Here is a 13,150-nt window from a genome sequence, read left to right as displayed (position 1 = left end):
CTCTGAGCACGCTTGGGTTCCAAACTGCCTTACAATTATTTACTTCCCAAAACCCCATCCAACTCTTCAATCAACTTATGAATCCGCGCCGCATTTTTGCCCAAATCGCTCTGTCCAACTCGTGACTTACTGCGGATATCAACTAAGCGCTCGCTATCGTTGTCAGTCACACGAATGATCACATCGTCTTTGAAACCAAACCAAGCAGTCGTCTCTGTTGCTTCGATGATGCCTTTGTCTGCATCAGTATTGACCAGCTCCCACCCTAAATTTTCTATGGCTTGTTTAGCTGCTTCAACTAACTCAGGCCTCGATTGAGTATAGGTCAATGTCTGCAAATCAGGATAGGCTGCACGTTGTTGTTCAGCTACTTCTGCGCCTGCGTACGTTACGGGATTTGGTGCATCTGCACGTAGTGGTGCAATCGCGACAAACTCAGGCGGATTTACCAAATCGGTAGAAATATCGTGAATAGGTGGTACATTTTTGGCCGTATTCATCATGCCGAGCGGGACAGCAATTGCAGCGACAGCAAGTACGGCTGAGGCTAGTGCGCTCCCAATACTGGCTGTATTTCTTCTAAATAATAGCTGTATAGCTAACAATACCAATGCTGCGATACCAGCAAATAACCCAAATTTAAACCCTGTAAAAGCAGTCCCTAATTCTACAATGCCAAACTTATACAATGGGCCTGCCAGAGCGACTAGCAGAGCAGCAATTACACTCATTAGACCGACTATCATTTTCATTCATTTTCTCCGTTGCGATTTAGCAGCTTGTTAAAGGTTATATGAGTTTTTATTTATTGCTCAATAGCCAAACGTGTTCTGTGACGGTGATATCAGGTGCAGAACCTATAGAAGAAGGCACGCTTGCTAGCTCACTGATTTGGTAGTGAGCGCTATAATACTGCTCTAATTGTTCGTTATTAATAGAGAAGGGTGGTCCATTCTTTTTACGCTGATCGTAATTTAGCGTGAGTAGAAGCTGCGGTGTTATTTCATTGTTAGCACCATCAACTTTACTGGTATCGCTACTAAGTTTGCGCACTTGCTCACTATATTTCATACGCATATCGGCTGGCAGGGCAATTAATGCCGCTTTATCATATACTGCGTCAATAGAGCCAATATCTTTAGCAGTCAGTGCAAAGATATCAGCGACCCATAAAGTGATGGTTTGTCCCGACAACTGACCTTGATAGTATTTAATCGCTGGATTGTCTGCCTGTTGATAGACCGTAGGTTGGATGTTCTGCTCAACAAAAAATTCTTGTACGGCTGTTTCGACCAACTCAACGCCCACCACGTCATAGCCTTGCGTCGCTAGCCAAACCATATCAATAGATTTGCCACAAAGCGGAACAAAGACGCGGCTACCCGCAGTTAAATTGAGATAGTTAAAGTACTCAATTAGCAAGAGATTGACCGCAGATTGATTGAATCCAATGCGACCTTCTTGCCAACGTTTTTGCCAAAACTCAGGGTTCATGCTGTGGTCCTCTATCTGCAAATTTTTATATATACGGTTCTAATATTGATCTGATATATCAAAGGAATAACTAATAAAAAGCCAAACACCTATAGTATAAGTGTTTGGCTGGTATCTAACATTAGGCTAAGAAACTTTTTGAATAAATAATGTCTTATTCAATTTAGCGAACCCTCATTTAACTAACCATATACTTGCTAAATTCTTTACGCAGTTTAGCGAGCTTTGGTGGTATCGCAAAGTTGCAATAAGCCTGTCCTGGGTTTCTGTTGAAGAAATCTTGATGTGAGTCTTCTGCTTGATAAAATTCAACGGCAGGATGTACTTCCGTCACCACATTAACACCCATATCGCGTAACTTATTGATGGTACGGTCAACGGTCGGTTTTTGACTGTCTTCGGTGTAAAAGACCACGCTGCGATACTGACTACCGACGTCATTGCCTTGACGATCCATCGTGGTGGGATCATGCGTAGCAAAGAAGACATCGAGTATCACTTCTAACGGGACGATAGAGTCATCAAATTCGACTTTGATGACTTCGACATGGCCAGTCGTACCGCTACAGACAGCTTCATAGTTAGCAGAGACAGCATCACCGCCCATGTAGCCTGAGACGACAGATTGCACACCTTTTACCGATAAAAATACAGACTCGGTGCACCAGAAGCAGCCGCCACCTAATACGATCGTTTGCATAATTTTTTCCTATTATTATAAATATGGGTTAAGCGCTATATTTGGTAGTGACGCTCTCGTTTTTCAATGCTTCTTTCAAACGTCTCATTACCCTTGGCACTATTTATTCAGCTTAGCAGGCAAGCCAAAGGCGATAAGTAACAAACAGTAATGTTATAATGGGCTTTTGCTATCTTACTTCTTTATCACCTGATAATGACAAGCGAAACTACCAAGCAAAAGTCACCAAGTAATTCTTAATTTCAGTTCTATTCTAAAAAATGAGTCATCCCATGAGCCAATCCCAGCCTGCTATCAAACATGACACCCTATTTGATAAACCGTTTACCACGCCACTGGATAAGGCCGCACGCTTTTCATTTGATGAGCAAGTGGTGGCTTGTTTTCCTGACATGATTCGTCGCAGTGTACCTGGTTATGGTCAGGTACTAGCTATGTTACCTATATTTGCCCGTCGTCATTGTAAGTATCGCCAGCAGAGCGATAGTGGTCAGCGTGTTAGTCGTGTTTATGATTTAGGCTGCTCATTGGGTGCCGCCAGTATGACGCTAGCTGGTGAGTTCGACCCACAAGACTTGCAGATTAAAGCAATTGATATCTCACCAGCGATGACGACCGAGGCGACCACGCTACTGAGTGAAAATTATCCTGAGCATGACATCGAAGTAATCACAGCAGATATCCGCGATATTGAGCTTGAGCCGTGCGATATGGTGATTTTGAACTTGACGTTACAGTTTTTGCCAGCTGCTGATAGGGTAGCAGTACTAGAGAAAGTTTATGCGGCATTGAGCGAAGGCGGTATATTGGTACTGACTGAAAAAACCCATGCGTTTGATGAGCAATATGATGCATGGTTAGTAGAGCGTTATTATGACTTTAAACGTGCCAATGGCTACACCGAGATGGAGATTAGCGGCAAGCGTAATGCGTTAGAAAATGTGCTGATTACTGACACGTTAGATGAGCATCATACACGATTGAGCGATGTTGGCTTTAAACGTCATCTAACGTGGTTTCAGTTTTTGAATTTTGTCTCTATTGTGGCGTTTAAATAATCCTTACTTTTAACACATTTATTTCTTAATCAACACGGTAACCTGCTTTTATGCTCAACGACACTATCATTAACGCCGAACGCGAACTATATTTAACCTTGCTAGAGCTGGCACAGCAGCAGCCAAGCGCTTATGAATGGCTTAAGCAATTACCAACGTGGCTAGGTGATATAAAAGACAAAGCCAACTATGCGCACGCGCCTGCCTACCAAGCGTCAGTTGCTCGTTTGCCAAACTTAGCTGTCAATCATGTCGATTTAAACAGCGATACATTGACGATTGAGGCAGATCTAAATGAGTCTCAGCGCAAACAAACAACGGCGTTATTAAAGCAGTTGATGCCATGGCGTAAAGGGCCATTTCAAATTGGCGGTCAAATCGGCGATGATGAGTCAGGTATTAAGATTGATACCGAGTGGCATAGTGATTGGAAATGGAAACGTGTTGCGCCGCATTTAAGTAGATTAGACGGTCGCCGCGTATTGGATGTGGGCGGTGGCTCTGGTTATCACGGCTGGCGCATGGCAGGGGCTGGCGCGGATACCGTTATTATTATTGATCCGTCATGTTTGTTTTATCATCAGTTTATGGCGATTCGTCATTTCGTTGGTGCCGCAGATGCTAGTGATACAGGCCGTTACCGTACGCATTATATTCCTGTACCGCTTGAAGCGTTACCTGAGCACAGTCAGCTGTTTGATACCGTATTTAGCATGGGCGTACTTTATCATCGTCAGTCACCGTTTGAGCATTTACAACAGCTTAAAGGGCAATTGGTCAAAGGTGGTGAGCTGGTACTTGAGACGCTGGTGATTGAAGGTGATGCCAATACTGTACTGGTGCCGCACGACCGTTATGCGCAGATGAATAACGTCTATTTCTTGCCATCGGTGGCGGCATTAATTGGCTGGCTGGAGAAAGCAGGGTTTTCAGATGTGCGCTGCGTCGATGTAGCAGTCACCTCGACTGAGGAACAACGACAAACCGAATGGATGACCTATCATTCGTTAGCAGACTTCTTAGATCCTAATGACTCTACTAAGACCGTCGAGGGGTATCCTGCTCCCATGCGTGCGACTTTGATTGCCAAAAAGTAGCATTGATGGTGGTAGCTAACATAAGGAAAGCACTATGAAGACATTGAAGACATCAAAGACTTTGATTGTAGCTACCATCAGCTTGCTATCGCTACCTGCTATAGCAGGTTATGGGAATGTATCCGAAGGCTGGGGCTTTGTACAAGACGACTGGCAAGTGGTTTGTGATAATACGCGGACTTGTCGAGCTGCTGGTTACGCTAGTGAAGCACTAATAGATGAGCCTGCCTCAATCTTGTTCACAGCGTTGCCAAAAGTAGCTCTACCAAAAGGGAAAATTCAGTTTATCTCAGAAGTGCCGCTAGATGAGCTGAAGCGTGTTGAGCTTTGGCTGAACAACAAAAACTATGGTGTGCTGCAACCCAATAAAGAAGACAGTCTACTATACGACTTGTCAGCCAAGCAGACCCAAGCACTGCTTGCTCATGCTCGTATAGCGACTAAGATAGAAATTAGAGCAGGCGACAACCACTGGCAGATCAGCGATAAAGGCATGTCAGCCGTATTGCTCAAACTAGACGATGAGCAAGGTCGAGTAGGGACGCCGATAGCATTGGTCAGTAGGAGTAATCTAAATCGTCAACGTCCTAAAGCAGCTTTGCCAAAACCAATCATTCAAAAAGCATTTGCGTATTCAGCAAAAGACAACAAAACACTTGTTCCATCAAAGCTAGCGCATTTTCAGAAAAATATTGATAACTGGGTCGATATTAATGCCGAGCAGCTTATAGGGTCTAAGGACGTGATGGGTGATTGTGAGCTGATTAACCCAAAAACTGAGACATATCAGCGGATGTCAGAGTATGGCTCTACGATGCTTGGTTGGGACTTTATACCGATTGATGATAGCTATACGTTAGCCGCGCATACTTGCTGGCTAGGTGCTTACAACTCAAGTAACGGCTACTGGATCATTGATAATGCAAAGCCTAGCAAGCCTATGCTTATCACAACAGCAGGGAATGATTACTTTGATGGTGAGATTTCGGCCACTCACAAAGATCGAGGTATCGGTGATTGCTGGAACCGTACTACATGGATATGGAATGGTAAGACATTTGCTAAGAGCGAAGAGTCTAGTACGGGCATGTGCCGAGGTTTTGCTGGTGGAGCGTGGGCCCTACCAACTTATGTGAGTCAGGTCATAGAGAATAATGCTAAGGCTCAATAGCTTATTTGATTTAAAAGACTTTGATTTAAAAGACTTTGATTTAAATGACTGACACCTTATCAAGCGCAGCAGTCATAAGTTGTATATTACGTTTTTAGTTTTGCTACTCATGTCCTAAGCGATATCAAAGAATAGTGATGAAAATGGCCAACTAGATTAACCATTTTTTGAAAGCGACTTCCATGACTATCTTAAGGATAAAACCAACAGAACCTGCGCCTAGGGCTAGAAATATCCAAAAAGTACCAGCGCGTCCAGCTTCAGACGTTTTAGAGATATCCCACATAATAAAAAACAAGAAAGCGATGAATATCGGCAACAAGACGTATAGTCCCCAACTGGTGACAGTACTGGCGGCAATAGCAAACATGGCGTAATCCTATAATAGAGTAGTAACACGTCTTCTATATTTTAGAAGAGCCGTACAAACCATTATTATAACGTGGAAGCAGTCAGGTATAAACGACTGCCCAGTATTGAGCAACAGTAACGCTACAATTCACGTTATGAGTTATTTATCAATTTTGCATCATTGATATTAGTCAGCCCAAATCCTGATAACGGTAAGATTTTAGTGCTAATTTTGGCGCAAATGGTGCAATAAAGCGCAAAGATTGTTATATTTACAGGTTACTTATCTTTTTACATTATTCTATCCCTGCAATGTCGGTCGCTATTATAATAAGCAGTTATCGATTGCTCGCATTCGCACCGTTTTTGTTGTTTATTTAATTGAGTTCAAATTCCTATGTCACAAGCCCAAATTGATACGCTTGCATCCCTATTTAACGATGCAATTCAAACCCTACAAGCAGATGGTACGCTACCAAGCGATTGGCAAAACAACAGTCAAATCACCCGTACAAAAGATTTAAGTCACGGTGATTTTGCCAGTAATATCGCACTAACGGCAGCGAAAGCGGCCAAGGCCAATCCGCGTCAACTTGCTGAAAAAATCGTCAGCGCATTGCCTGACAATCAAGATATTCGCCAAGTAGAAATCGCAGGTCCAGGGTTTATCAACGTATTCTTAAACTCGGAAGCTAAGTTTTCTGTATTGGACGATATCTTTACATTGCAAGATCGCTTTGGCTTGAGCAATCAGTTTGACGGTCAAAAAGTTCAAGTTGAATTCGTTTCTGCCAATCCAACGTCAAGTCTGCACGTCGGTCACGGTCGCGGTGCTGCATTTGGCATGAGCGTTGCTAACCTGCTAGAAGCTATTGGCTATGACGTCACGCGTGAATATTATGTCAATGACGCTGGTCGTCAAATGGACATCTTAGCCACCAGTACATATTTGCGCTATCTACAGCTAAATGGTGAAGAGATAACTTTCCCAGTCAACGCCTATCAAGGTGATTATGTCAGTGACATCGCTCAAACGCTAAAAACACAGCATGGCGATAGCTACGTACATAGCTTTGCAGACGTTGCCAAAGATGTGCCAGAAGATGCTCAGTTTGAGATTAATACTGATGGCGAAAAAACCGTCATCTCAGGTGATAAAGAAGCGCATATTGATGGCTTGATTGCCAATAGTAAGTCTTTGCTAGGTGACAGCTACGCGTTATTTTTAAACGCGGCATTGAGCAGTATTTTGGCGGATATCAAAGACGACTTAAATGACTTTGGTGTGAGCTACGAGTGCTGGTTTAGCGAAAGATCTATCGATAGCGAGATTGAGCCTGTCCTACAAATACTAGAAGACAAAGGCTACCTATACGAAAAAGATGGCAATATCTGGTTTAAATCGACTGATTTCGGCGATGAGAAAGACCGTGTGGTACGCCGTGCCAATGGCCAGTCGACGTATTTTGCTTCTGACATCGCTTATCATAAAAACAAGTTTGATCGCGGCTTTGATAAAGTCATTAACGTCTGGGGCGCAGACCACCATGGTTATGTCCCACGCGTAAAGGCAGCGCTACTAGCTCTTGGTATCGATGCTGAACGTCTTGATGTGGTACTTGTACAGTTTGTGGCATTATGGCGCGGTAGTGAAAAGGTACAAATGTCTTCGCGTTCTGGTCAGTTTGTGACCTTACGTGAGCTACGTGCAGAAGTCGGTAACGATGCTGCACGATTCTACTATGTTGCGCGTAAGCCTGAAGTGCATGTAGATTTTGACTTAGAACTTGCCAAATCACAAAGCAAAGACAATCAAGTGTATTATATTCAGTATGCTCATGCGCGCGTTTGCCGCGTGTTAGAAAAATTGGCAACCTACGATTTGACCGTAGATGATGCCATTGGTTTGGCACATCAAGACTTGCTAAGTGCGCCAAACGAAGACGAGCTGATTAAACTGTTAGCAGGATATCCAGCGACGTTACTTCGTGCAGCGACTGGTTATGAACCGCACGTCTTGACCAACTACCTAAAAGAGCTGGCGGCATTGTTCCATGGTTGGTATGACACCAATCGTATCTTGCCAATGAGCTTGACGTCAGGTGAAACGCCAAGTCAGGATGAGCTAGACTTAATGCAAGCACGTTTGCGTCTGTCAAAAGCCGTTAGACAGGTATTGGCAAATGGCCTTAGTCTGCTAGGCTTGTCTGCACCGTCTAGCATGTAGTACTTTTCTAAAATGTGACATGAGTATAGACAGCTGATAGCATTAATTCGATGATGATAGTTAAATCCAGTAGGGAGAACGAGATCCATGCTAGCCAAAAAACCTAAAGGCGCAACAGAAAAGCGCAAATCAAGTAGCGTATCAGGCTTATTGTGGATGTTTGTTGGGGCCGTATTGACCCTTATGATCGGGGTGTTTATCTACCTCTCACCATTATTCAATTTCAGCCCCGCTGATGGTAGTGCTGAGAATGACCCTGATCGCCAAGTACAGCCACGTGTGGATACTGATACCGATAATGGCGATTATGAGTTCTACGATATTTTACCTAATCAAGAGATGGCAACCATCCCTGATGAAGATATCGCTGACATTGATAATGATCAAATAGGTGATATAGGTGCGTTTGAACCAGACGTCGTCGTGACTCAACCAGATAGTGATGCAGGCAGTACCGAAACGGGCAGCTTCGGTGGTTCGGAAAATGCGACTGTCGAACCTGCTGGTGCTAATAATGCTGGGCCTAATGAGGATATCGTTGTCGTTGAAGAAGATGCAACTTATGATGGTACGCCGCCTGCTACTAGTAACTCTACAACCCGCAACAATAATGCAGCAGCAGGTACGGCGAGCATCCAAGCTGCCAAACCTGCGGCGACCTACATCTTGCAGATCAATAGCTTTAGTGATGCAGATGAAGCGGATCGTCGCCGTGCGCAAGTACTAATGGCGGGTGTTGATGCTCGCGTGGTCAAAAACACGACGGGTAATGGCTTGCCAATTTATCAAGTCATCTCGCGTCCTTTGAATAACCGTCAAGCAGTAACGACAGCACAGCAGCGCCTACAAAACAATGGTATAGATTCTATTATCGTTGAACAGCGTCGCTAGGTTTAGTCGTTTATAGTTATTGTATTTATTAAAAAAGCGTCGTAATGACGCTTTTTTTATCTCTTTATTTTATCAAAAGCTTTCTAGCTGTTTTACCCTATTAAACATCCATTAAGAGTATGGCTATGACAGTATCTAACTCAGTAACACCGCAAGCAAGCATCATTAAAGCGTTCTTTCAAAAATACTTTATCGATGCTTTTACTGGTATGGCTTTAGGGCTATTTGTCACGTTAATTGCAGGTCTGATTATCTCGCAAATCGGTGGTTGGTTAGATTTGCCAGCATTAGTCGCGGTCGGAAAGCTTGCCTCGATATTGATGGGTGCTGGCATCGGTGTAGGTATCGCTTACTACTTAAAAGCGCCAACGCTAGTGATGCTTAGCTGTCTCGTAGCAGGTATGCTTGGTGCTCATTCTGAAGCACTAATGGCAGGCACGCTCTTTACGCCGCAAGTGGGTGGGCCCGCAACTTTTGTAGCACTGCCGGGTAATCCAATCGGTGCTTATTTGACCTCTGTGTTTGCTTATCGTGCTGGTACTTGGATCGCTGGTAAGACGAAGCTTGATATTTTATTGGTGCCCTTAGTGGTGTGCGGTATTGCTCTCTTAGTTTGCGCACTGCTTAATCCGCCTATCGTAGCAGGGGTCGCAGCTATCGGTCAGGGTATTCATGCCGCTACTGAATTACAGCCACTGCTAATGGGTATCGTCATCGCTGTGGTGGTTGGCATTTTACTGACTCTTCCAACGTCGAGTGCAGCTATTTGTATTGCTATTGGGCTTGGTGGCTTGGCGGGCGGGGCAGCAGTGGTAGGCTGTGCAGCGCATATGATTGGCTTTGCTGTCGCAAGTTTTAAAGACAATGGCGTTAGTGGTGTCATCTCTCAGGGCTTGGGTACCAGTATGCTGCAAATTCCTAACGTGCTTAAAAAGCCCATCGTTTTACTGCCTGCTGTCATTGCTAGTGCTATCGTTGGGCCTATCGCAACCGTTGGTTTTGGATTAGCTTGTACCGCGACAGGTGCGGGTATGGGTACTGCTGGTTTGGTTGGTGTGTTTGGGGTGATTGAGGCATCACAAGAGATTATGAGCACGGGTCAGCTGTGGACAGCGATTATTCTACTGATGTTTGTATTGCCTGCGGTGATTGCAGGGTTAGTAGCTTATATTATGCGCCGTATGGGCTGGTTAGTCGCTGGCGATATGAAGCTGCCTTAATCTTTGAAGTATTGAGTTGAAATATCATCAACAGTCTCAAAACTCAGTCTTACCCTTAATCGGCAATAATAACGCTTAAAAAAGCCTAGCTACGACTATAGCTGGGCTTTTTATATATAAATTCATCAATTTCTCATGATAGAGGGAATGTTGTTAACATACTATTTAACGGTCTTTAGCTTCTTACGACGACGTGGTTTTAGTTTGCGGGACAGTTGATGGAAGTCGTTCAGCACTTGGCTATAATGTGAGGGAAATACACGTTGGATGGCATCAATCATCTTGGCATCGTTACCAATCAGGCATCGCTGTTGGTTGGTCGCTGCTGCCTGTAGGATAATCCAAGCTGCTTCATTGGCATCGAATTTTAAGAATTTATTAAAACTTCTGATGGCTTTGGGCCCAGTACTCATGCCAATATCATGGATGCTTTCATTACCGCGCGCGCTGTTGGCAATATTGGTTTTGATGCCGCCCGGATGGATACAAGTTGCTGATACCCCGCAGTTCTGTATATTTAGCTCTTGGCGTAAGCTCTCTGTGAAGCCGCGTACGGCAAATTTGCTAGAGTTGTAGGCCGACTGTGATGGCTGAGCGGTCAAACCAAATAGACTTGAGATATTGATAATATGTCCATGTTCGCCAAACTGGCTTTGTTTAACGCTGTTTTTGATTAACGGTAAAAACGCCTTAGTACCATAAACCACGCCCCAAAAATTAATGTTCATTACCCACTCAAGCTCACTAATACTACTGCCTTCGACGGTAGAGTAGAGTGCGACACCTGCATTGTTAAAGATGAAATTTACTTTACCATGCTCTGCCATTACGCTATCAGCCCATGCTTCCACGGCTTTATTGTCTGACACATCGAGTACGGTCATAGTGACGTTGACATCATAATTGGCAAGTAACTGTTTGGTCGCTGCCAACTGTTCAGGATTGATATCTGATAGTGCAACATGACAGCCCATTTTCGCTAAATGAATGGCCAGCTCACGCCCCATACCAGAGCCTGCGCCCGTAATGGCAGCGACATGGTTGCGATAGTAGGATGCAACGTTCGAGTCATCCAACGAGGTACGGTTAGAGGAAAACGGTAGGTTTTGGCGCAATGAAGTCGCCATAGCGGTCACATGGTTGAGCATAATAAACAATCCTTTGTCTTATTAATCATATGGGTTGTACAGGCTATATCTTACGGTATATATAAATACAGTATAAAGGTCAAAACAGTCTATCTACATTAGCATGGTTTGTGCTGACGTTTACTTGCGATTGATAAACGCTGCTGTCATTTCAGGACAGAAGTAATGAATGTCCCTAATTTTCAGTAGGCAAGTTATCTAGTATCAAGTTATCTAACAGGCAAGCTATCTAACAAACAAATTGGTTAAATAATAGGCATAAAAAAAGCGCCTGAGCTAATTTAGCCAGACGCTTTTTAGTAGTCCGTTAATGATAACGGACTGTTTATATTAATTATAAATTAAGCAATTTTAGGTACTTTACCTTCATTGATAACATCAGCATCAACCATTACGGTCTTGGCATTTTCCATAGAAGGTAGCTCATACATAGTCTCAAGCAGGGCGTTTTCTACAATTGAACGTAGACCACGAGCACCTGTCTTGCGTTCCATTGCTTTTTTGGCGATGGCATCTAGAGCTTCTTGAGTAAAGCTAATCTCAGCACCTTCCATATCGAACAAGTACTTGTACTGTTTTACCAGTGCGTTCTTAGGTTCAGTCAGGATTTGTACCAGTGCTTCTTTATCAAGCTCTTTTAGCGCTGCAAGTACTGGTAGACGACCGATTAGCTCGGGAATCAGACCAAACTTGATCAAATCTTCTGGCTCGACTTCTTGTAGCAAGTCTGAGCTGCGACGGCTGTCGTCTTTTGAGCTAACATCAGCGTTAAAGCCGATACCGCCTTTTTCGGTACGCTGCTGAATAACTTTATCAAGTCCAGCAAACGCACCACCAACGATGATTAGGATGTTGCTAGTATCAACTTGGATCAACTCTTGCTGCGGGTGCTTACGACCACCGTGCGGCGGGATAGCAGCTACAGTACCTTCGATTAGCTTAAGCAATGCTTGCTGTACGCCTTCACCTGATACATCACGGGTGATAGATGGATTGTCGCCTTTTTTACTGATTTTATCGATTTCATCAATATAGATGATACCTTGCTCAGCTTTGGCCACATCATAGTCAGAAGCTTGAAGTAATTTTTGTACGATGTTTTCAACGTCTTCACCAACATAACCAGCTTCGGTCAAGGTAGTGGCATCAGCCATCGCAAAAGGTACATCTAGCAGACGAGCCAAGGTCTGCGCAAGTAATGTTTTACCAGAACCAGTTGGACCGATTAGCAAGATATTACTCTTAGCCAATTCTACCATTGCATCGTCAGCGCCGATCTTAGCTTTTTTGCTGTCGTTGGCTAACGTTTGGCTAACTTTTAGACGTTTGTAATGGTTATAGACGGCAACAGCCAATGCTTTTTTGGCAGCGTCCTGACCGATGACATATTCATCAAGCTTGGCACGCAGCTCTTTTGGCGTTGGTAGTTTTTTATTGACCCAAGAAGTATCTACTTCGCTATCATCATCACCGTGCTCTGCGCTGTCTGCGATTAAGTCGGTACATAGCTCGATACATTCATTACAGATGTTGGCATCGTCAGCAGCAATCAGTTGCTGTACATCGCTTTTGGCTTTACCGCAAAACGAACACTGCGGGGTATTATCTTCTGCCATAAAAGGCGCTCCTAAAATTTAAAACTGGTTAGTTTATTTGTAGTATGTCGATTATCGTATCCATTCAATGGTCATACCTTCTAATGGTCAGGTATGACATTGGTAACGGTCTACTCTACGGCAAACAAACTATAAAAGGTCTTATGATTGCACTCTCAATCAAGAGGCATCACGTTA

Annotated in this window: 12 protein-coding genes; 6 read left to right on the top strand and 6 right to left on the bottom strand. The window is 43.9% G+C overall.

Features of this window, described 5'->3' with window-relative positions; genetic code table 11:
• Positions 1 to 35: 35 nt before the first annotated feature.
• The 3 genes from V6252_RS12315 to msrA form a co-directional block, all read right to left on the bottom strand.
• Positions 36 to 752 carry a DUF1499 domain-containing protein gene (locus V6252_RS12315; RefSeq protein WP_341610629.1) on the bottom strand — a complete coding sequence of 239 codons (717 nt, stop codon included), beginning with the start codon at positions 750 to 752 and terminating at the stop codon, positions 36 to 38.
• Between the two features lie 49 nt (positions 753 to 801).
• On the bottom strand, positions 802 to 1,494 hold the full coding sequence (gene tmpT / locus V6252_RS12310) for a thiopurine S-methyltransferase (RefSeq protein ID WP_341610628.1): 693 nt from the start codon (positions 1,492 to 1,494) through the stop codon (positions 802 to 804).
• 178 nt (positions 1,495 to 1,672) lie between these two features.
• Entirely contained in the window at positions 1,673 to 2,194 is a 522-nt protein-coding gene (gene msrA / locus V6252_RS12305; RefSeq protein WP_296207304.1) for a peptide-methionine (S)-S-oxide reductase MsrA, read from the bottom strand.
• A gap of 260 nt (positions 2,195 to 2,454) precedes the next feature.
• Between msrA and cmoA the strand changes: the two genes are divergently transcribed.
• The 3 genes from cmoA to V6252_RS12290 are packed head-to-tail and all read left to right on the top strand — an operon-like array spanning position 2,455 to position 5,520.
• Positions 2,455 to 3,252, top strand: a complete 798-nt coding sequence (gene cmoA, locus V6252_RS12300) for a carboxy-S-adenosyl-L-methionine synthase CmoA (protein ID WP_341610627.1) — start codon at positions 2,455 to 2,457, stop codon at positions 3,250 to 3,252.
• Between the two features lie 50 nt (positions 3,253 to 3,302).
• Positions 3,303 to 4,349, top strand: coding sequence for a tRNA 5-methoxyuridine(34)/uridine 5-oxyacetic acid(34) synthase CmoB (gene cmoB, locus V6252_RS12295; protein WP_341610626.1), 1,047 nt, complete (start codon positions 3,303 to 3,305; stop codon positions 4,347 to 4,349).
• 34 nt (positions 4,350 to 4,383) lie between these two features.
• The gene (locus V6252_RS12290; RefSeq protein WP_341610625.1) at positions 4,384 to 5,520 is read left to right on the top strand and encodes a DUF1176 domain-containing protein; all 1,137 of its coding nucleotides are present in this window, start codon (positions 4,384 to 4,386) and stop codon (positions 5,518 to 5,520) included.
• Between the two features lie 151 nt (positions 5,521 to 5,671).
• Here the strand turns inward: V6252_RS12290 and V6252_RS12285 are convergent, their stop codons facing one another.
• Entirely contained in the window at positions 5,672 to 5,890 is a 219-nt protein-coding gene (locus V6252_RS12285) for a DUF2788 domain-containing protein (RefSeq protein ID WP_101205310.1), read from the bottom strand.
• A gap of 378 nt (positions 5,891 to 6,268) precedes the next feature.
• Here V6252_RS12285 and argS point away from each other — a divergent pair, with 378 nt between their 5' ends.
• The 3 genes from argS (at position 6,269) to V6252_RS12270 (ending at position 10,209) form a co-directional block, all read left to right on the top strand.
• Positions 6,269 to 8,098, top strand: coding sequence for an arginine--tRNA ligase (gene argS / locus V6252_RS12280; protein WP_341610624.1), 1,830 nt, complete (start codon positions 6,269 to 6,271; stop codon positions 8,096 to 8,098).
• Between the two features lie 87 nt (positions 8,099 to 8,185).
• Positions 8,186 to 8,989: an SPOR domain-containing protein gene (locus V6252_RS12275; RefSeq protein ID WP_341610623.1), complete on the top strand. Its 804-nt coding sequence runs from the start codon at positions 8,186 to 8,188 to the stop codon at positions 8,987 to 8,989.
• A gap of 125 nt (positions 8,990 to 9,114) precedes the next feature.
• Complete coding sequence (locus V6252_RS12270; protein ID WP_341610622.1) at positions 9,115 to 10,209, top strand: PTS sugar transporter subunit IIC; 1,095 nt, start codon at positions 9,115 to 9,117, stop codon at positions 10,207 to 10,209.
• A gap of 161 nt (positions 10,210 to 10,370) precedes the next feature.
• On the opposite strand, the gene V6252_RS12265 is transcribed toward V6252_RS12270, so the two are convergent.
• Both V6252_RS12265 and clpX read right to left on the bottom strand, forming a co-directional pair.
• Complete coding sequence (locus tag V6252_RS12265) at positions 10,371 to 11,357, bottom strand: SDR family NAD(P)-dependent oxidoreductase (protein WP_341610621.1); 987 nt, start codon at positions 11,355 to 11,357, stop codon at positions 10,371 to 10,373.
• Between the two features lie 341 nt (positions 11,358 to 11,698).
• Positions 11,699 to 12,973, bottom strand: a complete 1,275-nt coding sequence (gene clpX, locus V6252_RS12260) for an ATP-dependent protease ATP-binding subunit ClpX (protein WP_341610620.1) — start codon at positions 12,971 to 12,973, stop codon at positions 11,699 to 11,701.
• Positions 12,974 to 13,150 lie beyond the last annotated feature (177 nt).

Origin of the sequence: Psychrobacter proteolyticus (assembly GCF_038155145.1) — a bacterium.
Lineage (GTDB): Bacteria > Pseudomonadota > Gammaproteobacteria > Pseudomonadales > Moraxellaceae > Psychrobacter > Psychrobacter proteolyticus_B.
This window is presented reverse-complemented; position numbering and strand designations above follow the sequence as displayed.

Coding starts and splice junctions, on each gene's coding strand:
- V6252_RS12315 (WP_341610629.1), bottom strand. CDS start 752: ATGAAAATGATAGTCGGTCTAATGAGTGTAATTGCTGCTCTGCTAGTC.
- tmpT (WP_341610628.1), bottom strand. CDS start 1,494: ATGAACCCTGAGTTTTGGCAAAAACGTTGGCAAGAAGGTCGCATTGGA.
- msrA (WP_296207304.1), bottom strand. CDS start 2,194: ATGCAAACGATCGTATTAGGTGGCGGCTGCTTCTGGTGCACCGAGTCT.
- cmoA (WP_341610627.1), top strand. CDS start 2,455: ATGAGTCATCCCATGAGCCAATCCCAGCCTGCTATCAAACATGACACC.
- cmoB (WP_341610626.1), top strand. CDS start 3,303: ATGCTCAACGACACTATCATTAACGCCGAACGCGAACTATATTTAACC.
- V6252_RS12290 (WP_341610625.1), top strand. CDS start 4,384: ATGAAGACATTGAAGACATCAAAGACTTTGATTGTAGCTACCATCAGC.
- V6252_RS12285 (WP_101205310.1), bottom strand. CDS start 5,890: ATGTTTGCTATTGCCGCCAGTACTGTCACCAGTTGGGGACTATACGTC.
- argS (WP_341610624.1), top strand. CDS start 6,269: ATGTCACAAGCCCAAATTGATACGCTTGCATCCCTATTTAACGATGCA.
- V6252_RS12275 (WP_341610623.1), top strand. CDS start 8,186: ATGCTAGCCAAAAAACCTAAAGGCGCAACAGAAAAGCGCAAATCAAGT.
- V6252_RS12270 (WP_341610622.1), top strand. CDS start 9,115: ATGACAGTATCTAACTCAGTAACACCGCAAGCAAGCATCATTAAAGCG.
- V6252_RS12265 (WP_341610621.1), bottom strand. CDS start 11,357: ATGCTCAACCATGTGACCGCTATGGCGACTTCATTGCGCCAAAACCTA.
- clpX (WP_341610620.1), bottom strand. CDS start 12,973: ATGGCAGAAGATAATACCCCGCAGTGTTCGTTTTGCGGTAAAGCCAAA.